Annotated in this window: 21 protein-coding genes; 12 read left to right on the forward strand and 9 right to left on the reverse strand. The window is 64.2% G+C overall.

Going from position 1 to position 22,251, the window contains the following annotated elements; genetic code table 11:
• Window positions 1-73 precede the first annotated feature (73 nt).
• The 6 genes from NKG99_RS18250 to NKG99_RS18275 are packed head-to-tail and all read left to right on the forward strand — an operon-like array spanning window position 74 to window position 7,201.
• Window positions 74-934, forward strand: a complete 861-nt coding sequence (locus NKG99_RS18250; protein WP_352870083.1) for an FAD binding domain-containing protein — start codon at window positions 74-76, stop codon at window positions 932-934.
• 17 nt (window positions 935-951) lie between these two features.
• The gene (locus NKG99_RS18255; protein WP_502910994.1) at window positions 952-3,747 is read left to right on the forward strand and encodes a molybdopterin-dependent oxidoreductase; all 2,796 of its coding nucleotides are present in this window, start codon (window positions 952-954) and stop codon (window positions 3,745-3,747) included.
• Window positions 3,744-5,285, forward strand: coding sequence for a 6-hydroxynicotinate reductase (locus NKG99_RS18260; RefSeq protein WP_352870085.1), 1,542 nt, complete (start codon window positions 3,744-3,746; stop codon window positions 5,283-5,285). The genes NKG99_RS18255 and NKG99_RS18260 overlap by 4 nt, the downstream gene beginning before the upstream one ends.
• A complete protein-coding gene (locus tag NKG99_RS18265) occupies window positions 5,285-6,166 on the forward strand; it encodes a UPF0280 family protein (RefSeq protein ID WP_352870086.1) in 882 nt (293 codons plus the stop codon). Before NKG99_RS18260 ends, NKG99_RS18265 begins: the two co-directional genes overlap by 1 nt.
• Window positions 6,159-6,743, forward strand: coding sequence for an amino acid synthesis family protein (locus tag NKG99_RS18270; protein ID WP_352870087.1), 585 nt, complete (start codon window positions 6,159-6,161; stop codon window positions 6,741-6,743). The genes NKG99_RS18265 and NKG99_RS18270 overlap by 8 nt, the downstream gene beginning before the upstream one ends.
• Window positions 6,740-7,201, forward strand: coding sequence for a MarR family winged helix-turn-helix transcriptional regulator (locus NKG99_RS18275; RefSeq protein WP_352870088.1), 462 nt, complete (start codon window positions 6,740-6,742; stop codon window positions 7,199-7,201). The genes NKG99_RS18270 and NKG99_RS18275 overlap by 4 nt, the downstream gene beginning before the upstream one ends.
• Window positions 7,202-7,477: 276 nt before the next feature.
• On the opposite strand, the gene NKG99_RS18280 is transcribed toward NKG99_RS18275, so the two are convergent.
• From NKG99_RS18280 to NKG99_RS18290, 3 genes are read right to left on the reverse strand one after another with little or no spacing between them, the layout of a single operon-like run.
• Window positions 7,478-8,446 (reverse strand): substrate-binding domain-containing protein, encoded by a 969-nt coding sequence (locus NKG99_RS18280; RefSeq protein WP_352870089.1) that lies wholly within the window; start codon window positions 8,444-8,446, stop codon window positions 7,478-7,480.
• Window positions 8,433-9,758, reverse strand: coding sequence for an ABC transporter permease (locus tag NKG99_RS18285; protein ID WP_352870090.1), 1,326 nt, complete (start codon window positions 9,756-9,758; stop codon window positions 8,433-8,435). Before NKG99_RS18285 ends, NKG99_RS18280 begins: the two co-directional genes overlap by 14 nt.
• Complete coding sequence (locus tag NKG99_RS18290) at window positions 9,755-11,338, reverse strand: sugar ABC transporter ATP-binding protein (protein ID WP_352870091.1); 1,584 nt, start codon at window positions 11,336-11,338, stop codon at window positions 9,755-9,757. Before NKG99_RS18290 ends, NKG99_RS18285 begins: the two co-directional genes overlap by 4 nt.
• A 221-nt stretch (window positions 11,339-11,559) precedes the next feature.
• Between NKG99_RS18290 and NKG99_RS18295 the strand changes: the two genes are divergently transcribed.
• The gene (locus NKG99_RS18295; RefSeq protein ID WP_352870092.1) at window positions 11,560-12,579 is read left to right on the forward strand and encodes a LacI family DNA-binding transcriptional regulator; all 1,020 of its coding nucleotides are present in this window, start codon (window positions 11,560-11,562) and stop codon (window positions 12,577-12,579) included.
• Between the two features lie 95 nt (window positions 12,580-12,674).
• Here the strand turns inward: NKG99_RS18295 and NKG99_RS18300 are convergent, their stop codons facing one another.
• From NKG99_RS18300 to NKG99_RS18310, 3 genes are all read right to left on the reverse strand, one after another.
• Entirely contained in the window at window positions 12,675-13,676 is a 1,002-nt protein-coding gene (locus NKG99_RS18300) for an LLM class flavin-dependent oxidoreductase (RefSeq protein ID WP_352870093.1), read from the reverse strand.
• Between the two features lie 68 nt (window positions 13,677-13,744).
• Complete coding sequence (locus NKG99_RS18305) at window positions 13,745-14,914, reverse strand: AI-2E family transporter (protein WP_352870094.1); 1,170 nt, start codon at window positions 14,912-14,914, stop codon at window positions 13,745-13,747.
• A 121-nt stretch (window positions 14,915-15,035) separates the two neighbouring features.
• Complete coding sequence (locus tag NKG99_RS18310) at window positions 15,036-16,097, reverse strand: LLM class flavin-dependent oxidoreductase (RefSeq protein ID WP_352870095.1); 1,062 nt, start codon at window positions 16,095-16,097, stop codon at window positions 15,036-15,038.
• 220 nt (window positions 16,098-16,317) lie between these two features.
• Between NKG99_RS18310 and NKG99_RS18315 the strand changes: the two genes are divergently transcribed.
• Window positions 16,318-16,746, forward strand: a complete 429-nt coding sequence (locus NKG99_RS18315; protein WP_109667244.1) for a DUF6481 family protein — start codon at window positions 16,318-16,320, stop codon at window positions 16,744-16,746.
• A gap of 74 nt (window positions 16,747-16,820) precedes the next feature.
• On the opposite strand, the gene sugE is transcribed toward NKG99_RS18315, so the two are convergent.
• Together sugE and NKG99_RS18325 are read right to left on the reverse strand one after the other, a co-directional pair.
• Window positions 16,821-17,135 carry a quaternary ammonium compound efflux SMR transporter SugE gene (sugE, locus tag NKG99_RS18320; RefSeq protein ID WP_352870096.1) on the reverse strand — a complete coding sequence of 105 codons (315 nt, stop codon included), beginning with the start codon at window positions 17,133-17,135 and terminating at the stop codon, window positions 16,821-16,823.
• A gap of 200 nt (window positions 17,136-17,335) precedes the next feature.
• Window positions 17,336-17,461, reverse strand: a complete 126-nt coding sequence (locus NKG99_RS18325) for a hypothetical protein (RefSeq protein WP_013528464.1) — start codon at window positions 17,459-17,461, stop codon at window positions 17,336-17,338.
• Between the two features lie 336 nt (window positions 17,462-17,797).
• Between NKG99_RS18325 and NKG99_RS18330 the strand changes: the two genes are divergently transcribed.
• The 3 genes from NKG99_RS18330 to NKG99_RS18340 all read left to right on the forward strand — a co-directional run bounded on the left by NKG99_RS18330 (window position 17,798) and on the right by NKG99_RS18340 (window position 20,187).
• Complete coding sequence (locus NKG99_RS18330; RefSeq protein ID WP_352870097.1) at window positions 17,798-18,607, forward strand: transglutaminase-like domain-containing protein; 810 nt, start codon at window positions 17,798-17,800, stop codon at window positions 18,605-18,607.
• 147 nt (window positions 18,608-18,754) lie between these two features.
• Window positions 18,755-19,720, forward strand: coding sequence for a cation diffusion facilitator family transporter (locus NKG99_RS18335; protein ID WP_352870098.1), 966 nt, complete (start codon window positions 18,755-18,757; stop codon window positions 19,718-19,720).
• Window positions 19,721-19,782: 62 nt separating this feature from the next.
• Window positions 19,783-20,187 (forward strand): GFA family protein, encoded by a 405-nt coding sequence (locus NKG99_RS18340; RefSeq protein WP_352870099.1) that lies wholly within the window; start codon window positions 19,783-19,785, stop codon window positions 20,185-20,187.
• A 21-nt stretch (window positions 20,188-20,208) separates the two neighbouring features.
• Here NKG99_RS18340 and NKG99_RS18345 read toward each other — a convergent pair whose 3' ends face one another.
• Window positions 20,209-21,480 carry a DNA recombination protein RmuC gene (locus NKG99_RS18345; RefSeq protein WP_352870100.1) on the reverse strand — a complete coding sequence of 424 codons (1,272 nt, stop codon included), beginning with the start codon at window positions 21,478-21,480 and terminating at the stop codon, window positions 20,209-20,211.
• 103 nt (window positions 21,481-21,583) lie between these two features.
• Here NKG99_RS18345 and def point away from each other — a divergent pair, with 103 nt between their 5' ends.
• Window positions 21,584-22,114: a peptide deformylase gene (gene def / locus NKG99_RS18350; RefSeq protein ID WP_352870101.1), complete on the forward strand. Its 531-nt coding sequence runs from the start codon at window positions 21,584-21,586 to the stop codon at window positions 22,112-22,114.
• Window positions 22,115-22,251: the final 137 nt, after the last annotated feature.

The raw sequence follows: 22,251 nt of genomic DNA on the forward strand, positions 1-22,251 counted from the left end.
ACCCGGCCGCCGATGCCGGCGGGGTCTTTCGAAATACCGGTTTCTGGAAGACCTCTTTTCTGGAAGGCAAAGCGTGATCCGTTACGCGAAACCCACCTCGGTCGACGAAGCGCTCGCTTTGCTTGGCGAGGGCGCCTGGCGCATCCTTGCCGGCGGCACCGATTTCTATCCGGCACAGGGCAGCAAACCCTTCCGCGACAATGTTCTCGACATCAATGGCCTGGCGGCGCTGCGCGGCATTGCCGAGACGGGCGGCCACTTCGTCATCGGCGCGCGCACGACCTGGACCGACATCGTCCGCCATTCCTTGCCGCCATCCTTCGACGCGCTGAAGCAGGCGGCGCGCGAGGTCGGCTCGGCGCAGATCCAGAACGTCGCCTCGGTCGCCGGCAACCTCTGCAACGCCTCGCCTGCCGCTGACGGCGTGCCTGCCTTGCTCGTCCTCGATGCCGAGGTCGAGCTGCGGTCCGTGGCGGCGACACGTCATCTGCCACTACAGGACTTCATCCTCGGCAACCGCCGCACGGCTCTGCTGCCCGGCGAGATGGTGACGGCCATCCGCGTGCCGAAACGATCCGCCACTGGCACATCGGCTTTCGTCAAGCTCGGCGCGCGGCGCTACCTTGTGATCTCCATTGCCATGGTGGCGGCGCGTCTGGTTGTCGAGAATGGCATTGTTGCGGAAGCGGCGGTCGCCGCCGGCTCCTGCTCGGTGGTGGCCGAGCGGCTTGCCGGCGTCGAGGCTGCTCTGCGCGGGCTGCCCGCCGGCCAAGCGCTCGCCGATGCGGTCCTGTCCGCGCCGATGGGCGAACTGTCGCCGATAGCCGATGTGCGCGGCAGTGCCGAGTATCGGCTCGATGCGGTGCGCGAGATCGTTGCCCGCGCCGTGCTTGCGGCTGTGGGGCGGACGACCGGCGACGAGGTGGCGGCATGAGCCAGATTCGACCTGAAATGAATGAAGCCCTGCCCGTTCCAGGCAACGTCCTGCCTGGCTTCGGCGCTGCACGGTCCGATATCGCCTTCGAGGTCAATGGCGACGCCATTTCGGTCAACGTACCGCCGCTGCGCCGGCTGTCCTCGGTATTGCGCGACGAACTGCTGCTGACCGGCACCAAGGTCGGCTGCGACGCCGGCGACTGCGGCGCCTGCACGGTGCTGGTCGACGGCGATCCCGTCTGCGCCTGCCTGATGTCGGCTGCCTCCGCTGCCGGAACGTCGGTTACAACCATTGAAGGCCTCGCCAATGGCCGGCTGTCGGCGCTGCAAGCCTCGTTCCTTGCCCATGGCGCGGCGCAGTGCGGCATCTGCACGCCGGCGCTGCTGGTCGCGGCAACCGCATTGCTTGACAAGCAGCCCAGCCCGACCGAAGCCGAGGTGCAGGATGCGCTGGGCGGAATTCTGTGCCGCTGCACCGGCTACCGGAAGATCATCGCGGCGGTGATGGATGCGTCGCTGCAACCAGCAAATCTCGATTTCCGCTTGCCTCGATCCGGCCAAGCGATTGGCTCCTCCCCTGTCAGGCTCGACGGCGTGCCAAAAGTCACCGGCGGTGAAAAATTCGGCGGCGATTCTTTCCCTGCCGACGCGCTGGCCGTGCTGGTGGTCCGCTCGCCGCATTATCACGCCGGCTTCGCCTTCGGTCACCTCGACGGCTGGGCGAAGGCACATCCCGGCATCGTCGCTGTTTTCACCGCCGCCGACATTCCCGGCAAGAATTGTTTCGGCGTCATCGGGCCGTTCGCCGACCAGCCGGCGCTCGCCGAAGGGTTTGCGCGGTTTCGCGGCGAGGCGGTGGCGCTGGTCGCCGGCGAGCGCGAGGCGATGCTCGATCTCGATTTGTCGGATTTCCCTGTCCGCTGGACCGAACTGCCGCATGTCCTGCAGCCTTGCGAGGCCCAGGCCGAGGGTGCCGCGCCGATCCATCAGAACCGCCCTTCCAACCTGCTGACCTCCGGCTTCGTCGAGCGCGGCGATCCGGAGGCTGCTCTTGCCAGTGCCGCCGTCACGGTTTCCGGTGCCATCGACACCTCCTATGTCGAGCATGCCTATATCGAGCCGGAAGCCGGCCACGCCTATATGGACGGCGACACGCTGGTGGTCGTCGCCTGCACCCAGGCGCCGTATATGGACCGCGACGAGACGGCGAAGGTGCTCGGTCTCCCCGTCGACAAGGTGCGCATCGTGCCGACGGCGACCGGCGGCGGCTTCGGCTCAAAGCTCGATGTCTCGCTGCAGCCGCTGATCGGCCTCGTGGCGCTAAAGACCGGCCGACCGGCGGCCCTTGCCTACACCCGCAACGAATCGATGATGTCGACCACCAAGCGCCATCCAGCCGAGATGAAGGCGACGATCGGCACCGATGCCGATGGCCTTGTCACCGGCATGATCTTCGAAGGCGATTTCAACACCGGCGCCTATGCCAGCTGGGGGCCGACGGTCGCCAACCGCGTGCCGGTGCATGCCTCCGGACCCTATGCGACGCCGAACTATCGCGCCGAGGGCCGCGCCATCCATACCCATGGTCCGATTTCCGGCGCCTTCCGCGGCTTCGGCGTGCCGCAGGCGACGATTATGCAGGAGACGCTCTACGACGAGCTGGCCGGCAAGCTCGGCATGGACCGACTAGATTTTCGCCTGAAGAACTGCCTTCGGAACGGCTCCGAAACAGTTACCGGGCAGCGGCTGGACTCAGGCGTCGGCATCGCCGAATGCCTCGAATCGCTGCGGCCGCATTGGGCGCGCGCGACGGCCGATGCGGATGCGTTCAACAGTGCCAACCGGGATAGAAAGCGCGGCGTTGGCATCGCGTCCTGCTGGTACGGCTGCGGCAACACTTCGCTGCCCAATCCATCGACCATCCGGGTCGGCATCGCGGCGAACGGCGCGGTCATCCTGCACCAGGGCGCCGTCGATATCGGCCAGGGTTCGAACACGGTCATCACCCAGATCTGCGCCGATGCGCTTGGCCTGCCGTTGGAGAAATTCCAGCTGAGGAGCGCCGATACGGCCATCAGCCCCGACGCCGGCAAGACATCGGCCTCGCGCCAGACCTTCGTCACCGGTAAGGCAGCCGAAAAGGCCGGCCGCGCCTTGCGCGAACAGATCCTGCGTTTCGCCAATGTGTCCGAAAAGGCGTCGCTGCAACTCGACGGCCCGGCGATCGCCATCCGCGAAGGTGAAGCCACTCGCCGTATCGACCTCGCCTCGCTCGACGTGGATGCCGAAGGCTTCGTCTTCCGCGCCGAGGAGACCTACGACCCGCCGACGCTGCCGCTTGACGCCAAGGGCCAGGGCAAGCCCTATGCGGTCTATGGCTATGGCGCGCAGATCGCCGAGCTCGAGGTCGATCTCAAGCTTGGCACGGTGAAGCTGCTGAAAATCACCGCCGCGCACGATGTCGGCAAGGCGATCAACCCGCTGCTGGTCGAGGGCCAGATCGAAGGCGGCATCGCGCAAGGCATCGGCATGGCGCTGATGGAGGAGTATATCCCCGGCCGCACCGAGAATCTGCACGACTATCTCATTCCGACGATCGGTGATGTGCCACCGATCGAGTCCATCCTGATAGAAGTTCCGGATCCGGAAGGACCGTTTGGCGCCAAGGGGTTGGGCGAGCATGTGCTGATCCCGACGGCGCCGGCGATCCTCAATGCCATCAGGCACGCAACCGGCGTGCTGGTCACCAAGGTTCCGGCGACGCCGACGCGTATCCGCGCCGCCATTCGCGAAAAGGAGGCACGCCGATGAGCGAGCTTGCCGAGCGCTTCGAAACCCACGATCCCGGCGAGAAGCTGGTGGCGGAAAAGATCCGCTGCGATGCCTGTCCGGTGATGTGCTACATCGCCGATGGTCGCACCGGCGCCTGCGACCGCTACGGCAATGTCGGCGGCAGAATCGTGCGGATGGATCCGCTGACCATCCTCGACCATGCGGCGGAGACCGGCGCGGCAATCGTGCCGTTCGTTGCCGAGGGCGAGGCATGGGACGGCGAACTGGTCAACACCGGCCGCCGCTTCGTCACCGCCATCGGTGCCGGCACCACCTACCCCGACTACAAGCCGGCCCCCTTCATCGTCAGCCAGGAGGTCGAGGGCGTCGATCTTGTCACCGTCGTCACCGAGGGCATCTTCTCCTACTGTGGCGTCAAGGTGAAGATCGACACTGACCGCCACCTAGGCCCGGAGACCGCCATTGTCCGCGCGGCAGGCGAAGCGATCGGTCATGTCACCACGGGCGAATATGGCTCGCAGATGCTGTCGCTGGGCGGCGTTCATCATCTGACGGGCGGCTCCAAGGCCGAGGGCCGCGCCACCTGTGACGCGCTGCTCAATCTGTGCAACCGCAAGCCGGTGGAACTGGCCATCGACGGCGGCGCCACCATCACAGTCGAAGCCGGCAAACCGCCTGTTATCGACGGCAAGCAGGAACACCGCATGCGTGTCGGGTGCGGCTCGGCCACCATCGGCATGTTCGCCACGCAATGGCGCGGCCTGGTCGACGAGGTGGTGGTGGTCGACGACCACATCACCGGCGTCGTCTCGGAGCATCAGGCCGGCAAGGTGTTGGGCTGGCAGGACACCGGCATAAAAATCATCGGCCGCCGCTCGACGCCGGGCCGCTATTTCAAGGTTTCCGAACCCGGCCTCGGCTGGGGCGGCACCAGCATATCCGACCCGCTGTCGATCCTCGGCGAATGGAATGCCAAGAAGGGCGCGCGGCCCGGCCTGTCGCTGCTGATGGTTTCGACCACCGGCGAGCAGTTCGCCTATTACGAGCTCGACGACGAGCTGAAGCCGGTGCAAAAGCCGTTTCCCGAACGGCTGCAAAAGTCCGTCGAGTTGATCGAGGATAATTGCGAGCCGGCTTTGTGCACCGTGCTGTTCATCGGCGGCGCCGGCGGTTCGCTGCGCGCCGGCGTCACCGAAAACCCGGTCAACCTGACCCGTTCCGTGCAAGGCCTGACCACCTATGTCACGGTCGGCGGCGCGCCGGTCTATGTCTGGCCAGGCGGCGGCATCACGCTGATGGTCGATGTCACAAGGGTGCCGGAAGGTGCCTTCGGCTATGTGCCGACCCCGGCGCTGGTCGCGCCGATCGAATTCACCCTGCGTCGCGACGACTACATCAGGTTGGGCGGCTACGAGGCCGAGATCCGCAGTGTCGAGGACATCGTCGCCAAGGGTGGCGAATACCTCAATCCGCGCCGCGGCACTGGTGCTGCGGCCGGCAATCCATGGCCGCCGCTGGCGCAATTGCGCCGCGCTGCGTCGAACGAGACCGGGTGATGGACGGCCCACAAGTGCATTGGCTGCAGGACGGCAAGCGGCTGCATCTCAACCACGGGCCGATCGACCTGATCGTCAAAGCCTTTGGCGAGGCAGGCGAACGCCGCCTGGCCTATGAGCAGGCAGCGGCGCGCTTCCAGGCCATTTTGACCGAGCTGGTTGATGAGCTACCCGAACTGCGCCGCCCAGCCGCGTTGCGGCCGCGCGCCTTCGTCGGTCCGACAGCGCGGCGTATGGAAGCGGCTGTGGTGCCGTTGGCCGAAAGCTTCATCACTCCGATGGCGGCCGTTGCCGGTTCAGTAGCCGACGAAATACTTGGCGCACTGCTGGCGGACCGTCGGCTCGATCGCGCCTATGTCAACAATGGCGGCGACAGTGCGATTCATCTCGGCGCCGGCCAATCGATGACGCTTGCGATTGCCGGCACCGGACACGGTCTGGCCGACCGCATCGTCATTCGCGCCGAGGATGGCGTGCGCGGCGTTGCCACCAGCGGGTGGCGCGGGCGCTCGTTCTCGCTGGGCATTGCCGACGCCGTCACCGTGCTCGCGAAGACCGGAGCCGATGCCGATGCCGCCGCGACGTTGATCGCCAACGCCGTCGATCTTCCCGGCCATCCAGCCGTCCGGCGTGTGCCGGCGCGCGATCTGGCGCCTGACAGCGACCTTGGCGACAGGCTTGTCACGCAAGAAGTCGGCCGGCTTTCTCCAGCGGAGATCGCCATGGCGCTGGACAGCGGGCTTGCCGTCGCCGAAGATTTCCGCCGCAGGGGATTGATCGCCGCATCGGCGCTCTTCCTTGCCGGCCAGACCCGCATCGATGGTTCCATGGCGCTTGCCGCGCCCAACAAAAGTCCAGGGAAGGAAGTTGCGCATGCCTGAGTTTCCGATCCGCAAGATCGCGGTTCTGACCGAGGAGATCTTTCACGAGGGCGGGCCGGTGGCCCAAGTGCCGCGCCGCCGCGCCGCTGCCATGGCGCTGGTGAAGAACCCGTTCGCCGGGCGCTATGTCGAGGACTTGCAAAGCGCCATGGATGATCTGAAGCCGCTCGGCCTGCTGCTCGCCGACCGGCTGATCGCCGCGCTCGGCGGCGACGTCAAGCAAATCGACGGCTATGGCAAGGGCGCCATTGTCGGCACGGCGGGTGAGCTGGAACATGGCGCGCTCTGGCATGTGCCCGGCGGCTACGCCATGCGCGAGCGGCTCGGCGACGCCAAGGCGATCGTGCCGTCGGCGAAGAAGGTCGGCGCTTTCGGTTCAAGGCTCGACGTGCCGCTCGGCCACATCAACGCCGCCTATGTGCGCAGCCATTTCGACGCCATGGAAGTCGGCATCAATGACGGGCCACGCGCTGACGAAATCCTGTTTTGCCTCGCCATGACCTGCGGCCCGCGCGTGCACGACCGCATGGGCGGGCTGGCAGCCGAGGACATCAAGGCCTGGGATGGGCTGCGGTGAGCGCCGAGGACAATCTGCTCAAGCTGGTCGAGGTCGAAGAGCCCGACGACCAGGATTACCACCTGCAGGAGCAGGTCGGCTTCATCCTGCGCAAGGCGCACCAGCGCCATGTCTCGATCTTCGCCGCGCATATCGGCGACCTGACGCCGCCGCAATTCGCCGCACTCGCCAAGCTGCGCGATGTCGGCGAGACCTCGCAGAACCAGCTCGGCACGCTGATCGCCATGGACGCGGCGACGGTGAAGGGTGTCATCGACCGGCTGAAGGCGCGCGGCCTTGTCGAGCTCTCCAAGCACGAGATTGACAAGCGACGGCTGCTGGTTAACCTGACCGCGGAAGGTCGCGATGCGATCGAGCGCCTGATTCCCCTGGCCCGCGAGATCACAAGGGAAACGCTGGCGCCGCTCTCGGTCAAGGAGATCGCCACCTTCATGAAACTGCTGGCCAAGCTGGCGTAAGCGCTGCCCCATTGATGTAGGGGCTGGCATTTTCGAGACTGGGTTGGCAAACTTTGTCGGTCTGCGCTGCCCTCATCGCCCTGCCGGGCACTTCTCCCCGTATAGTGACTGTATAGTGACGGGGAGACGCCGTCACAGATGATTTGACCAATCACCAGCGTTGCAAAAAGGAGCTGGCGTTTGCGACAGTTCCCTTCTCCCCGTCACTTATACGGGGAGAAGGTGCCGGCAGGCGGATGAGGGGCAGCGCTGAGTTATGCCCTCACGTTCTGTTGCTCAGAGGCCGTTGTCCTTCAGCACCTGGGCGGCGTTTTCCTTGGTGATCTTCTCGGTCGGCAGAGTGATGGTCTTTTCGACCTTCTCGCCGTTGAGGAACTTGATCGACTGGCGCAGGCCTTCGGCGCCGGGGGTGACATAGGTGAAGGTCGCCGTCAGCTCGCCCTTGTTCACCATCTGCACGCCTTCGTTTGGCAGACCGTCGATGCCGATGAACTTGATGTCCTTCTCGCGGCCGACGTCCTTGGCGGCGAGATAGGCACCATAGGCCATCGGGTCGTTGTGGCCGTAGACGAGATCGATCTTCTCGTTGCTCTTCAGCGCGTTGGCCATCAGATTGTAGGCCTGGTCCTGCTTCCAGTCGCCCGATTGCTGGTCGAGCAGATATTTGATGCCAGGCTCCTTGTCGGTGAATTCATGGAAGCCGTCATGGCGATCATGCGCCGGCTGGGTGCCCATGCCGCCCCAGATCTCGACGACATTGCCTGATGCCTTGCCCTTGCCGCCAAGCAGTTCGACGGCATATTCGCCGGCCGCGCGGCCGATCAGCGCGTTGTCGCCGCCGACGAACTGGGTATAGTCCTTGGTGTCGACATTGCGATCAAGCACGAAGACCGGGATCTTGGCATCGATCGCCTGCTGCACGACGCCGGTCAGGCCGGCGGATTCCTTCGGTGACACCAGCAGCGCGTCGACCTCCTGACGGATCAGGTTCTCGACATCGGCGACCTGCTTTTCGGTCTTGTCCTCGCCGTCGGTGATGATCAGCTCGACCTCGGGATGCTTGGCGGCTTCGGCCAGGATGTCCTTGTTGAACTGCGCGCGCCAGGGCTCGATGGTCGTCACCTGGGAGAAGCCGATCTTCCACTTCTTGTCCTGGGCATATGCATTGCCGGTGGTCAGCAGCGCGGTGGTGGTCAGCAGTGCCGCGGTCATGGCGGCAAGCTTCAGCATGTCACGTCGTTTCATTTTTGTTTCCTCCGAGATTGAGAGACGGTGTCTCTTGCGACGGCCGCTTTGCCGCGGCCGTTTCCTTGCGCGCCGTTTGCCCGCCTGGCAGGCGCAGATAGGCCAGGAGATCACCGGCGTTGCGCTCCTGCACGAGCACGGTGCCGATGATGATCATCCCCTTCAGCACCAGCTGAAGGTTCGAATTGATGTTGTGGAGCTGCAGGATGTTGGAGAGCAGCCCGAAGATCAGCACGCCGCAGAACGTGCCTGTGAGGCTGCCGCGCCCGCCCATCAGGCTGGTGCCGCCAATGACGACGGCGGCGATGGCGTCGAGCTCCAGCCCGGCGCCGGCATCCGGCTTGCCTTGCCGGTATTGCGCGACATAAAGCACGGCAGCGATGCCGGCGAGCAGCCCGGAGACGGCATAGGTGGCGATCTTGACGCGGCCGGCGGCGATGCCGGAGAGGCGCGCCGCTTCCTCATTGCCACCGATGGCATAGACATAGCGGCCGAACGGCGTGAAGCGCAGCACCGCGCCATAGATCAGGATGGCGCCGAGGAAGAACAGGCCGGGCATCGGGATGATGCCGAACACCAGCGAGCGCAGGATTTCGAAATCGGCGGTGGCGTTCGAGCTGGTATAGACCGGCAGCACCGCATTGTTCTGGCCGGCGGTCAGCCGGGCGATGCCGAGCGCCGTCACCATCATCGCCAGGGTGACGATGAAGGGCTGCAGGCGTCCGGCAACGATGATGAAGCCGTTGAGCGCGCCGAACAGCAATCCGACGCACGGCGCCACCAGCAGCACGCCGAGCACGCCGAATTTCGAATCGATCTGCGGCAGCAGGTACCACAGGGACAGGCAGCACAGGACCACGCCGACGACAGCGGGCGTGACCAGGCCACGAATGCCGTCAAGCCTGACCTCTCGGGCAACATCGGCCCCGGCACGGGACTTTGCGAGGTTCTGGAAGATGAAGCGGGTGACGACGAAGCCGAGGCAAAGCGCCACCAAGGCGACAGTCGGCACGCCCAGCACGACGCCCGGCGTCACGCCTGGAACCGTCAGCAGCATGGCGCAGACCACCGAACAGATGGCCATCAGCGAGCCGACGGAGAGATCGATGCCGCCGGTGATGATGACCGCCGTCATGCCGGTGGCGATCAGGCCGGTGGTCGAGACCTGGCGCAGCACATCGAGCAGGTTGCCGTAGGACAGGAAGATGTTGTTGCCTTTCGAACTCATCGGCGAGCCCAGCACGCCGATCAGGAAGATGGCGATCAGGCCCCAATAGAGCTTGGTTTGGGACAGGAGTTTCAGGGCAGTCATGCGGCTGGTCTCGATATGCTCCGGCGCGGCGCGGCGAGGCGCATGATGGCCTCCTCGCTTGCCGCGGCGCGGGAAAGAATGCCTGTCTGGCGGCCATCGGCCATCACCAGGATGCGGTCGGAGAGATGCAAAAGCTCCGGCAGTTCCGAACTTATGACGGCGATGGCGAGGCCGTCGCGCGCCAGCTTGAAGATGAGGTCGTAGATCTCGCGCTTGGCGCCGACATCGATGCCGCGCGTCGGCTCGTCCAACAACAGCACCCTTGGCTTCGTCGCCAGCCACTTGCCGATGACGACCTTCTGCTGGTTGCCGCCCGACAGCGTGCCGGCGGGCTGGTCGATGTCCTGGCAGCGGATGCCGAGCGCCTTGACCGCCTGCCGCGCCAACCCCTGCTCGCCGGCCAGCGAGCGGATGCCGAAGCGCGCCAGCGAACCGACCAGCGGCAGCGCGACATTGTCCGATATCGATGCCTGCAGATGCAGGCCTTGCGTCTTGCGGTCTTCGGTCACCAGCGCGATGCCCAGCCGCCTTGCGTCGCGGGGCGAACGGATATCCACGGGCAGGCCATCGACCTGGATTTCGCCACCGGTGCGGCCATCGCTCGAGCCGAAGATCGCTTCCATGATCTCGGTGCGGCCCGAGCCGAGCAGCCCGCCAATGCCGAGGATTTCTCCGGCGGCAAGATCGAAGCCGACGCCGTCGATCACCGTGCGCCAGCCATGGGCATCGGGCTTCGACAGCGACAGGTTCTCGACCGAAAGCACGATCTTGCCACTGGGGTTGCGCTCTTCCTGGGAGGACGCGAGCAGGTTGCGGCCGACCATCGCCGAAATGATCGCATCCTCGTCGAGCCTGGCCATCGGCTTGGTCAGGACGTGGCGCCCGTCGCGAAACACGGTGACGCGGCTGGCCAGATGCATGACCTCGTCGATGCGGTGCGAGATGTAGACGATGGCGACACCGCTGTCGGCAAGCTGGCGGACGATGCGGAACAACCGCTGGCATTCGGCCGGAGACAGCGCCGAGGTCGGCTCATCCATGATCAGGATGCGTGCCGACATCGACAGCGCCTTGGCGATCTCGACCAGTTGCTGCTCGCCGACGCGCAAGGCGCCGACGCGGGCTTGCGGATCGAGTTCGATGCCAAGCCGCTGCAACAAAGCACCCGCCGCGCGGCCGCTCGCCTTGCGGTCGACGATCAGCCCGGCGATCAGCTTCTCGCGGCCGAGGAAGATGTTGTCGGCGACGCTGAGTTCGGGAACGAGATTGAGTTCCTGGTGAATGATGGCGATGCCGGCATCCTCGGCGTCGCGCACGCCGGCGAAGCTGACGGGACGGCCATCGACGCTGACCGTGCCTTCATAGCCGGTGTAGACGCCGGAGAGGATCTTCATCAGCGTCGACTTGCCGGCGCCATTCTCGCCCATCAGGGCATGAACCTCGCCGCGCCGCAACTCGAAGCCGACATCGACCAGGGCGGCGATGCCGCCGAAGCTCTTGGAGATGCGCTCGGCGCTCAGAACGGTGTCTGACCGATCCGCCGCGTTGTGCTCAGGGGAAAGGGAACTCGCGTGCTCCATGACAATGGCGGCCTCCCTTCCGTCCTCGTCAAATCTCATCCAAACGCTAATCTAAACGTTTCGATCATGTCAAGCCGATATCTGATAATGTTGAACCGACCTATTTCAATTCTTGCGAAAAACTGCAAGATTCCGTAGGTATAGCACATAGAGGGGCGGCGAAACGTTTCGAAATGGCAGCATCCAAGCGGACTAGGAAGCGAAAATCCACGGCGCCGACCATGCTCCACGTCGCCGAAGCGGCGCGTGTATCGGTCGCCACGGTGTCGGCGCTGATCAACGGCACGGCAACGGTCAGCCCGGAGCTCAGCCAGCGCATCGAACAGGCGATCCGCGATATCGGCTACAAGCGCAACGCGATCGCCCGCAGCCTGAAGATGGGCACCACCCGCACTATCGGCTTGACCGTGCCGCACATCACCAACCCGTTCTTCACGGATGTCGTCTCGGTCATCCAGCAGGCCTTCGACCGGGCCGGCTACGCCGTCATGCTTTGCTGCACGGACGAGGACCTGAACACCCAGGACGACCAGATCAGGCTGCTGCTCGACCGCATGGTCGACGGGCTGATTGTGGCGCGCGTCGGCGACGGCGCGATCCTCAAACGGATCGTCGACGACGCCAATGTGCCGGTCGTGCTGCTCGACCGTCTCTGCGAAGGTGTCGATACCGATGCCGTGGTACTCGACAACCAGCGCGCGGTGTTCGACGCCATCACCTATCTGATCAATCTCGGCCATCGGCGCATCGGTTACATCACCGGCACGTCGGACATTTCGCCGATGCATGACCGCATGACGGGATATCGCGAGGCGCTTCACGCCGCCGGCCTGCCGATCGCCGCGGAGTTGATCCGCTTCGGCAATTTCCACGAGATCGACGGCTACAATGCCACCATGCAGATGCTTTCCTCGCACGATCGGCCAAGCGCGATCTTCTCGGCCAACAACCCGATGGTGATCGGCACCATGAAGGCGATCCGCGACATCGGCCTGTCCTGCCCGGAAGACATTTCGGTCGCCTGTTTCGACGATTTTCCGTGGTCCGATGTGTTCCAGCCGCAATTGACCACGGTCGCCCAGCCGGTGCAGGCGATCGGCGAGCAGGCCGCCAATCTCTTGCTCGACCGTCTCGCCGGCAACAGGGACGCGCCGCCGCGCAAGCTGGTGCTCAAGGGCCGGCTGATGATCCGCAATTCATGCCGCCCGCTGGGAGCGATGGCGCAGAGCGTGAGCGCGTAGTTTTCGCCCGTTGGCGGGCGCTCGATCTTGCGAAAGGTGTACCGCTTCTAACCGAGGCGGACGCCACTTTCCAAGGGTATCTCGTAGCAGGACTGTCAGGCCGCTTGCGACAGCGATTTGTGCGCCTCGGCCAGGATCTCGAACGACCGCACCCGCGCCGCATGGTCTGATATCTGCGCGGTGACCATCAGCTCGTCGGCGCCGGTGCGGCGCACGAAGGCGTCGATGCCTTGCCTGACCGTTTCCGGGGAGCCGACGACGGCACAGGACAATGCCTGGCTGAGCATGGTCTTGGCCATCGGATCGAGATCGCGGTCATAGTTCTCGACAGGTGGCGGCAGCCGGCCGGCCCGACCGGTGCGCAGATTGACGAAAGCCTGTTGCAACGAGGTGAACAACAAACGTGCCTCGGCGTCGGTGGGCGCGGCAAAGACGTTGAGGCCGAGCATGACATGCGGTTTGTCGAGCTGCTCCGACGGCTGGAAGCGCGAACGATAGACATCCAGCGCGTGGTCAAGCTCCGCCGGCGCGAAATGCGAGGCGAAGGCGTAGGGCAGGCCGAGCATGGCGGCGAGCTGCGCGCCGTAGAGGCTGGAGCCGAGGATCCAGACCGGCACGTTCTGGCCCTCGCCCGGCACGGCGCGGATGCGCTGGCCTTCCTCGGCCGGCTGGAAATAGCCCATCAACTCGACGACATCCTGCGGAAAATTATCGACCCCGGCCTCGAGGTTGCGGCGCAAGGCGCGGGCCGTGCCCATGTCGGTGCCGGGCGCCCGACCGATGCCGAGATCGATGCGGCCCGGATGCAAGGCGGCCAACGTGCCGAACTGCTCGGCAATCACCAAGGGCGAATGGTTGGGCAGCATGATACCGCCGGCACCGACGCGAATGGTCTTGGTGCCGCCGGCGACATGGGCGATGACGACCGCGGTGGCGGCGCTGGCGATGCCCGGCATGTTGTGATGCTCGGCCAGCCAGAAGCGCTTGTAGCCCAGCCGCTCGGCATGACGGGCAAGATCAAGCGAATTGGCCAGCGATTGCGAGGCATCGCTGCCTTCGATGATCGGCGACAGGTCGAGGACGGAAAGGTCGGTCATGAACGGTATCCTGTGTCAGGACCGCATGTAGGAAGCGTCCGGTGACGCCGCAAATTCAAAAATATTGATCAGCCTTTTGCAGTTTCGGTGTCGGCGACGTCCTCGTCCTCGATGACAGCCGTGTGCTGTGCGGCGAGAAAATTGCCGACATGGCTCAGCCCGTCGAAATGATCGCAGAACACTTTGATGACGACCAGCAGCGGCACCGCCATCAAGGCTCCGACGAAGCCCCACAGCCACGACCAGAAGGCGATGGCGATGAGGATCGCCACGGCATTGATCTCGAGGCGGCGGCCGACCACTGTCGGCGTCACGAATTGGCCTTCGACGATATCGCACAACAGCACGAAGGCCGGCGCAAGTAGCGCGTAGGAGATGGTGTCGAAGCTGATCAGCGACATGATCGTAACAAGTATGATGGTCAACAGGGCGCCGACATAGGGCAGGAAGTTGAGCATCGCGGCAGCGATGCCCCAGACTTGCGGGTTGGGCACGCCGAGTGCCCACAGGCCAAGACCGATGACGGTGCCGAGACCGGCATTGATGATGGTGACAGTGAGCAGATAGTGCGAGATTTCCCGTTCCACGTCATAGACGACGCGCAGGGCCCGCTTTTTTTCGCTGAGACGAGCGAAGGACTGGATGATCTTCTCGTAGAACATCGTGCCGGAGGCGAGCAGGAACAGCGACAGCACGAAAATTATGGTGAGGCTTGTTCCCGCCGACAGGATGTTGCTGGCCGCCGCCGACAGAATGCCGGACTGCGCCACCGCCACCTTCTGGATGCCCGGCTCCTGCGAGGTCTCGGTCAGCTGTTCGACCTGATGCGAAATCTGCATGATCTTCTCGAGCGGACGCCGCAATTGCGCCAGCCGTTCGGTGAGCCGCTGGCCGATCGACGAGGTGTTGTTGATGAGATCGATGACCGGACCGCTGAGCAAATAGCCGGCACTGGCGAAAACGAAGAGCGACAGCAGCACCAGCACGGTTGCCGAAATCACTTCAGGGATGCCGCGCTTGCGCAGCAGCCGGACGATCGGCGTCAGCGTCAGCGTCAGCAGGAAAGCCAGGATGACCGGCATGAAGAAGGCGCGGGCGAAGTAGAGCGCGTAGATGGCCATGAACAGGAAGATGCCGACGAGCAGCGAGCGCGTCAGACGGGTGTCGGCGCGAGCCGCGACGCGCGAATCCGGCTCATCGGCAACGCCTGCGCCCAACGCAGCGGGTTCGGCTTTCATCACGATCCCTCAGCGGCGCACCGCAATTGGTGCATTCCGCTGACGAAAACGCCTCCGCAGGCTCAAGGTTCCGTTAGCCGGCATTGCAGGCAAGGCCCGTGATTGGGCCTTGCGATTGGCTTTAGGCGACGGGCGCTGCCAGCGCCGGTGCGGCCTTGGCCGTTTCCTTGCGCACGATCGGCGCCACCCTGGTGCCGTAGAGTTCGATCGCCTTCATGATCTTGGCATGCGGCATGGTGCCGATCGCCATCTGCAGCAGGAAGCGGTCATTGCCGAAGATCTTGTGCTGGGCGACGATCTTCTCGGCCACCTGCTCGGGGCTGCCGACGAACAGGGCGCCGTCCGGGCCGCGCGACTGGTCGAAATGCGCCCGCGATGTCGGGCCCCAGCCGCGCTCGCGGCCGATGCGGTTCATCACCTCCGCCTGCGGGCCGTAAAAATCGTCGGCCGCCTGCTCGGTCGTTTCGGCGATGAAGCCGTGCACGTTGATGCTGGTGGCAAGGCCCGCCGGATCGCTGCCGGCGCGCTTGGCGGCCTCGCGGTAGAGATCGAACAGCGGCGCGAAACGCGCCGGCTCACCGCCAATGATGGCGAGCGCCAGCGGCAGCCCGAGCGCGCCCGCGCGGGCGGCAGACTGTGGCGTGCCACCAATGGCGATCCAGACTGGCAGCCTGTCCTGGAAAGGCCTCGGATAAACGCCGCGATCGTTGATCGGTGCGCGCAGATTACCGGACCAGGTCACCGTCACGCTATCGCGGATGGCAAGCAGGAGGTCGAGCTTTTCGGCGAACAGCTCGTCATAGTCCTCGAGGTTGTAGCCGAACAACGGGAAGGATTCGATGAACGAGCCGCGCCCGGCCATGATCTCGGCGCGGCCGCCCGACAGAAGGTCGAGCGTGGCGAACTGTTGGAAGACGCGCACCGGATCATCGGAAGACAGGACGGTGACGGCGCTGGTCAGCTTGATGCGCTTCGAGCGCTCGGCGGCCGCGGCCAGGGCCACGACCGGCGCGGAGGCGGCATAATCGGGCCGGTGATGCTCGCCAAGGCCAAAGACGTCGAGACCGACCTGATCGGCCAGTTCGACCTCCTCGATCAGGTTGCGCAGCCGCTCATGCGGACCGATGGCGCCAGGGCCCGGGTGCGGGCTGACGTCGGCGAAGGTGTAGAGACCGAGTTCCATTAAATGTCATCCTGATGTTGGGTTTTGGCGCTAGACGTAGCGACCGACCGGCCTCGCCGCCAGAGGGGCGGACGGTGAACAGTGCATGTCGGTTTCGGCCGAAAAGGCGTCTCCCGGCTGCAACAGCCAACAATTTCATGGCTGCCATGCCGTTTTGGCGCTTGAACTCTCGGTTTTCGCGCGTATGTAAGCGTCGCGAATTGACTTCAGGGAAGTGGACTTGGCTATCTACAGGGAAAAAGACGTTTTCGAGCGGCGTAACGCCGCAAACGAGGCAAAGAAGGCGCTCCTCGAGCGCTTCAAGGCAAAGCCGGCGGCGGATGATCCCGCGGTGCTGGCGCGGCAGGCCGAACGCAAGGCGATCCTCGAGGCCCGCGAAATCCGCGAGGCTGAAAAGGCACGGCTGAAGCAGGAAAAGCTGGCACGCGAAGCGGTCGAGAAGGCCGAGCGCGAGGCAGCTGCCGAGGCGGCACGTATCGCCGCCGAGGAAGCTGCGCAGGCCGAGGCCAAGATTCGGGAATCCGAAGAGAACGAGCGCATCGCGCGTTTTCTGGCCGACGAAGCCGAACGCAAGGCCAAGCGCGACGCACGCTACGCGGCGCGCAAGCAGCGCACCGGCAGGACGCCTCCGGGCTTCTCCGCCCGCTAGCCTCGCGGCAAGCATCAAATTCAAGGTCAGGGTCGCCTCGCAGCGGCCCTGAACGTGCTTGTCCGCCGCTATGGTCAGGCGGCGAACTTCAATCCCATGATGCCGCAGACAATGAGCGCGATGCAGGCCAGCCTGATCGCGGTGGCCGGCTCGCCGAGCAGCCAGATGCCGAGCAGTGCCGTGCCGACGGTGCCGATGCCGGTCCATACCGCATAGGCGGTGCCGACGGGCAGTGCCTTCAGCGCCAGGCCGAGCAGCGTGAGGCTGACGATCATCGAGGCAACGGTCAGCACGGTCGGCACCAGCTTCGAGAAGCCATCGGTGTATTTGAGGCCGATTGCCCAGCCGATCTCGAACAGGCCGGCAAGAAAGAGAAAAATCCAAGACATCGACAACGCTCCATCATGGCATCGGACCGAAAAGTATCTTTCGGAGTCCGATGACCAATGACGGGTCGTCCCGACCGGATTTCGGGGAAGGCGCGAGGTCGTCCCCGCCATGCCAAAATAAGAATTTCGGGCGCTCGATCAACGACGACCGGCACACCGTTGCCGGTCGCAAATCCCATTCCGAAGCGAATTGGCCGGACCTACTTGTCCTTGAGCTTCATCGCTTTCACCGGCGGCGCCTTGAGGGCCGGAGCCGGGGCGGGCTTCTTGGCGTCCTTCTTCGGCTTGCGGGCTTCCTTGCCTGCCTTCATCGCACCTTTAGCCATGATTCGTTCCTCCGATTGCGGGAAGCGAAGTGAAACAAGAGAACCGCCCGACTGCAAGGGGTTAGCGACTGCCGTCACCGTCAGCGGATCGCTTTCAACCGGTTTCTAGAACTATTCACCGTTTCCTGGAAACGGTGAATAGCTCTAACTCTTTGTTTTGACGCAATTCCCAAGGGAAAACGCTATGCGTTTTCCCGGGAAAACCGCTTCACACTTTTCCTGGAATTGCTCTAATTTGCTCGTAAACCCTGGCGGTCCGTGCCATGGTCATTTTCGCACTGCAGCATCAACCCGTGCCGTCGCCGGGTGATCGTCAGGCAGGCCGTCAGGACGACAATGCGAATCCACATCGGCTGCGAGATGAGCTTCGACTTTCCTCAGGAAACGCCGCTCATCGCAATGCTGAATGTCCACTATTCGCGTGCCTCCGATCTCGAGCGGCCGGATTTCCTGATCTCCAAACCGCCGGTGCCGATAGAGAGCTACCGCGACAGTTTCGGCAACTGGTGCAACCGGTTCGTTGCGCCGCCCGGGCGTTTCACCTTCGGCACCGATGCCGTGATCCGCGATCCCGGCACCTTCGAGATGGGCGACCTGATGGCCTGGCAGCACGAGGTGCGCGACCTGCCGGCGGACACACTGCTGTTTCTGCTGCCCAGCCGGTTTTGCGAGAGCGACCTTCTGGCGAGCGAGGCATGGCGACTGTTTGGGCATACGCCGCTTGGCATTCCACGCGTCCAGGCGGTCTGCGACTTCGTCCACAATCATATCGTCTTCAACTACGGCAACGCGCGGCCGACACGCACCGCCGCGGAGGCCTATCGCGAACAGAGCGGCGTGTGCCGCGACTACGCCCATCTTGCCGTCACCTTCTGCCGGGCACTCAACATCCCGACGCGCTATTGCACCGGCTACATCAGCGACATCGGCATGCCGAAGCCATGGGCGAGCATGGATTTTTGCGCCTGGATGGAGGTTTATCTGGGCGGCCGCTGGCATGTCTTCGACCCGCGCAACAATGCGCCGCGCATCGGCCGCATCCTGATCGCCTCCGGCCGTGACGCCGCCGACGTGCCGCTGACCCATATTTTCGGGCCGGGCACGCTCGCCGCCTTCAAGGTGTGGACCGAAGAGATCGTCGACTAGCCCCGTCTTCCGCCAGCCAATCTCTAACCAGCAATGTCTTTGACGGACGCCAGCCTTGAATGAGCCCGCGGTTCGTGCGTTGTGATGCCTGTGGAGCTTCTGCCGTCTGGCCGTTAGGCTGGGTGCTTATCTAACGGGACACACACCATGGCTGGGCATGGCGGCTCAAAAAGGGTGATCTACGCGGCGCTGGCCGGCAATCTCGCCATCGCGTTGACCAAGTTTGCCGCCGCCTTCTTCACCGGCAGCTCGGCGATGCTGTCGGAAGGCGTGCATTCGATGGTCGATACCGGCAATGGCGGCTTGCTGCTCTACGGCATGCATCGCGCCGCCCGTCCGGCTGACCGCACGCATCCGCTCGGTCACGGGCGCGAACTCTATTTCTGGAGCTTCATCGTCGCACTTCTCGTCTTTGCCGTGGGCGCCGGGGTCTCGTTCTACGAGGGCGTGATCCACATCATGGCGCCGGAACCGGTCGCCAACGTCAAGGTGAACTATATCGTCCTGGGCCTCTCTTTCCTGTTCGAAGGCAGCTCATGGCTGGTGGCGCTAAAGGAGTTCCGCAAGCAGAAGGGCGAGCAGGGCTGGCTGCGGGCAGTGCAATCGAGCAAGGATCCGAGCGTCTATACCGTGCTGTTCGAGGACAGTGCCGCCCTGCTCGGCCTGATCGTCGCCTTTGCCGGCATCCTGGCGGCCGAACTGCTGAAGAAGCCGGAACTCGACGGCGCCGCCTCGATCGGTATTGGGCTGATCCTTGGCGCGACGGCGATTTTCCTGGCCCGCGAAAGCAAGGGCCTGCTGATCGGCGAGCCGGCGTCGCCCGAAGTGCAGAGACAGGTGCTGGCGATCGCCCAGCAGGATCCGGCGGTGCGGCAGGCGAACGGCGTCCTGACCGTCCATATGGGGCCGGCGGAGATCGTTGCCGGCCTGAGTATCGAGTTCGAGGATCATCTGACGGCGCCGGAGATCGAAGCTTGCGTCGAGCGCCTGGAGGCGCGGCTGAAAAAGGAGATGCCGGAGATCACGCGGCTATTCGTCAAGCCGCAGACCACCGGCACATGGGAAAAGCGGAGCAAGCTGATCGAGACCGCGTCCGATCCGGCGCTGGACTAGCGCCGCGCCATTGCCTCACGGTCTTGCCTTGCTAAGATCAAAGAGACTTTGGAGGAACGACGATGAAAATCGACGGCGGCTGCCATTGTGGCGCCATCACCTACGAGGCGGAGGTCGACCCGGAGAACACCGGAATCTGCCACTGCATCGATTGCCAGCAACTGACCGGAACGGCTTTTCGCGTGACCGTGGGCGCGCCGGAAGGCCAGTACCGGATCACCAAGGGTGCGCCAAAGGTCTATATCAAGACAGGATCGAGCGGCGCCAAGCGCGCGCAGGGCTTTTGCGGCGAGTGCGGCTCGCATCTCTACGCCACATCGGTTGGCGACGGGCCGAAGGTTTATGGCATCCGGGTCGGCACGGCGCGGCAACGTGAACAGTTGGTCCCGAGAAGGCAGAGCTGGCATCGCTCGGCGCTGCCCTGGCTGCCGGAATTCCCGGGTATGACGACCACGGAAGAGCAGTAGGGGCGGATCCGGCGCCGTCGCTCAGTCGTCGCCTTCGACGACCCTTAGTCTGAGCTGTCCGGTTTTCGAATCGGCGACGCGGGGGCCCGCGTCGACCTTCGCAGCGGGAGCCCGTGACGCTGCGTCCGCGGCGGCATCGCCGTCGGGTTGCGCCCCGAATTCCAGCGCCTCGATCTTCTGGCCGCGCTTGGTGACCTTCGACGTCGAAACCAGGATGTCGTCGATATCCTTGGCCGACTGGCCGAAATGGACCTGCAGCTTGCGCACACGCTCGTCGACACGCGCAACGTCCTCCATCAGCCGGATGACCTCGCCCTGGATCAGGTGCGCCTGTTCGCGCATGCGGGCGTCCTTGAGGATCGCCTGAATGACCTGGATCGACAGCATCAGCAGCGACGGCGAGACGATGACGACACGGGCGCGATGCGCCTTGTGGACGATCGCCTCGAAATTCTCGTGGATCTCGGCGAACACCGATTCCGACGGCACGAACATGAAGGCGGTGTCCTGGGTCTCGCCCTGGATCAGGTATTTTTCCGATATATCGCGGACATGGATCTCGATGTCGCGGCGGAAGGCCTGCGAGGCGACCTTCTGCAAGTCGGCGCCGTCTGCGGCGCGGATGGCATTCCAGGCTTCCAGCGGAAACTTCGCGTCGATGGCAAGCGACGGGGCGCCGTTCGGCATCTTCACCAGACAGTCGGGCCGGCTGCCGTTCGACAGCGTCGCCTGGAATTCATAGGCGCCATGCGGCAGGCCGTCGGCGACGATCGCCTCCATGCGCGACTGGCCGAAGGCGCCGCGCGTCTGCTTGTTGGAGAGGATCGCCTGCAACTGCACGACCTGGCCGGCGAGCGACTGGATGTTACCTTGCGCGACATCGATGATCGCCAGCCGCTCCTGCAATTTGGCCAGGCTTTCATGCGTCGATTTGGTCTGCTCGGTCATGGTCTGGCCGAGGCGGCCGGTCATGGCATCGAGACGCTGGCCGATCGACTGCGTCAATTCCGCCTGCCGTGCCCCGAACACTTCGGCGATGGCGCCCATGCGGCCCTGCATCTCGGCCTGCGATTGCAGAATGCCGGCCATCCTTGTTTCGGCATCGCGGGCATGGTCGGCGGCTTCGGCCGCGGCGACGGCGCGCGCCTTGGCCGATCGCCATAGCGCGATGACGAGCGCCACGAACAGGCTGAGGAACAGAAAGGCGCCGAAGGCCAGCGCATGGCCGAGCGTGATCGTGGTGGCGCCAAGCCGGGCGACAGGTTCTGAAAGGATGGTGGTCAGATCATTCATGTGGACAGCATAGATGATTCGCACGGCTGACACAGATCAAAACGTGAACGAGCCTCAAGCCCGGCGGTTGACGCTTTTCGCTGGAGGTCTTAGGTGGAACGCCATGCCGATCAAGCCGCTCATCATCCTTCCCGACCCCATCCTGCGCCAGGTTTCCAAGCCGGTGGAGCGCGTCGACGCACCTTTGCGCAAATTGGCCGACGATATGTTGGCGACCATGTATGACGCCCCCGGCATCGGGCTGGCCGCAATCCAGATCGGCGAGCCGCTGCGCATGCTGGTGATCGATCTCGCCAAGGAAGACGAAGAGCCGGCGCCGCACGTCTTCATCAACCCGGAAATCCTGGAGAGCGCCGATGCGCGGTCCGTCTACGAGGAAGGCTGCCTGTCGATCCCCGATTATTATGCCGAGGTCGAACGCCCGTCCGCCGTGCGAGTCAAATATCTCGATCGCGACGGCAAATTGCAGGAGTTGGAGGCAGAGGGCCTGATGGCGACCTGCCTGCAGCACGAGATCGACCACCTCAATGGTGTCTTGTTCATCGACCACATCTCGAAGCTGAAGCGCGACATGGTGGTGAAGAAATTCAAGAAGCTCGCCAGGGACAAGGCGCCGGGCAAGCTGGTGGGATAGGGCTGGAGTCCACTCCAGGCCTGATGTCGGCGGCACAGCACCAAATGGAGATGCCGATGGCCGACTTCCTGATCAGAGACATTCCCGAGCCTTTGAAACGCGAAATCGAACTGGCGGCACACAATTCGCTCGGCTTT

Source organism: Mesorhizobium sp. M1409 (assembly GCF_040317535.1).
GTDB lineage: Bacteria > Pseudomonadota > Alphaproteobacteria > Rhizobiales > Rhizobiaceae > Mesorhizobium.

Bases quoted from the DNA above. Each gene is read 5' to 3' on its own strand.
- NKG99_RS18290 (WP_352870091.1), bottom strand. From the start codon at position 11,338: ATGGAGCACGCGAGTTCCCTTTCCCCTGAGCACAACGCGGCGGATCGG.
- NKG99_RS18270 (WP_352870087.1), top strand. From the start codon at position 6,159: ATGCCTGAGTTTCCGATCCGCAAGATCGCGGTTCTGACCGAGGAGATC.
- NKG99_RS18255 (WP_502910994.1), top strand. From the start codon at position 952: ATGAATGAAGCCCTGCCCGTTCCAGGCAACGTCCTGCCTGGCTTCGGC.
- sugE (WP_352870096.1), bottom strand. From the start codon at position 17,135: ATGTCTTGGATTTTTCTCTTTCTTGCCGGCCTGTTCGAGATCGGCTGG.
- NKG99_RS18330 (WP_352870097.1), top strand. From the start codon at position 17,798: ATGCGAATCCACATCGGCTGCGAGATGAGCTTCGACTTTCCTCAGGAA.
- NKG99_RS18265 (WP_352870086.1), top strand. From the start codon at position 5,285: ATGGACGGCCCACAAGTGCATTGGCTGCAGGACGGCAAGCGGCTGCAT.
- NKG99_RS18260 (WP_352870085.1), top strand. From the start codon at position 3,744: ATGAGCGAGCTTGCCGAGCGCTTCGAAACCCACGATCCCGGCGAGAAG.
- NKG99_RS18295 (WP_352870092.1), top strand. From the start codon at position 11,560: ATGCTCCACGTCGCCGAAGCGGCGCGTGTATCGGTCGCCACGGTGTCG.
- NKG99_RS18325 (WP_013528464.1), bottom strand. From the start codon at position 17,461: ATGGCTAAAGGTGCGATGAAGGCAGGCAAGGAAGCCCGCAAGCCGAAG.
- NKG99_RS18300 (WP_352870093.1), bottom strand. From the start codon at position 13,676: ATGACCGACCTTTCCGTCCTCGACCTGTCGCCGATCATCGAAGGCAGC.
- NKG99_RS18345 (WP_352870100.1), bottom strand. From the start codon at position 21,480: ATGAATGATCTGACCACCATCCTTTCAGAACCTGTCGCCCGGCTTGGC.
- NKG99_RS18305 (WP_352870094.1), bottom strand. From the start codon at position 14,914: ATGAAAGCCGAACCCGCTGCGTTGGGCGCAGGCGTTGCCGATGAGCCG.
- def (WP_352870101.1), top strand. From the start codon at position 21,584: ATGCCGATCAAGCCGCTCATCATCCTTCCCGACCCCATCCTGCGCCAG.
- NKG99_RS18280 (WP_352870089.1), bottom strand. From the start codon at position 8,446: ATGAAACGACGTGACATGCTGAAGCTTGCCGCCATGACCGCGGCACTG.
- NKG99_RS18340 (WP_352870099.1), top strand. From the start codon at position 19,783: ATGAAAATCGACGGCGGCTGCCATTGTGGCGCCATCACCTACGAGGCG.
- NKG99_RS18335 (WP_352870098.1), top strand. From the start codon at position 18,755: ATGGCTGGGCATGGCGGCTCAAAAAGGGTGATCTACGCGGCGCTGGCC.
- NKG99_RS18285 (WP_352870090.1), bottom strand. From the start codon at position 9,758: ATGACTGCCCTGAAACTCCTGTCCCAAACCAAGCTCTATTGGGGCCTG.
- NKG99_RS18310 (WP_352870095.1), bottom strand. From the start codon at position 16,097: ATGGAACTCGGTCTCTACACCTTCGCCGACGTCAGCCCGCACCCGGGC.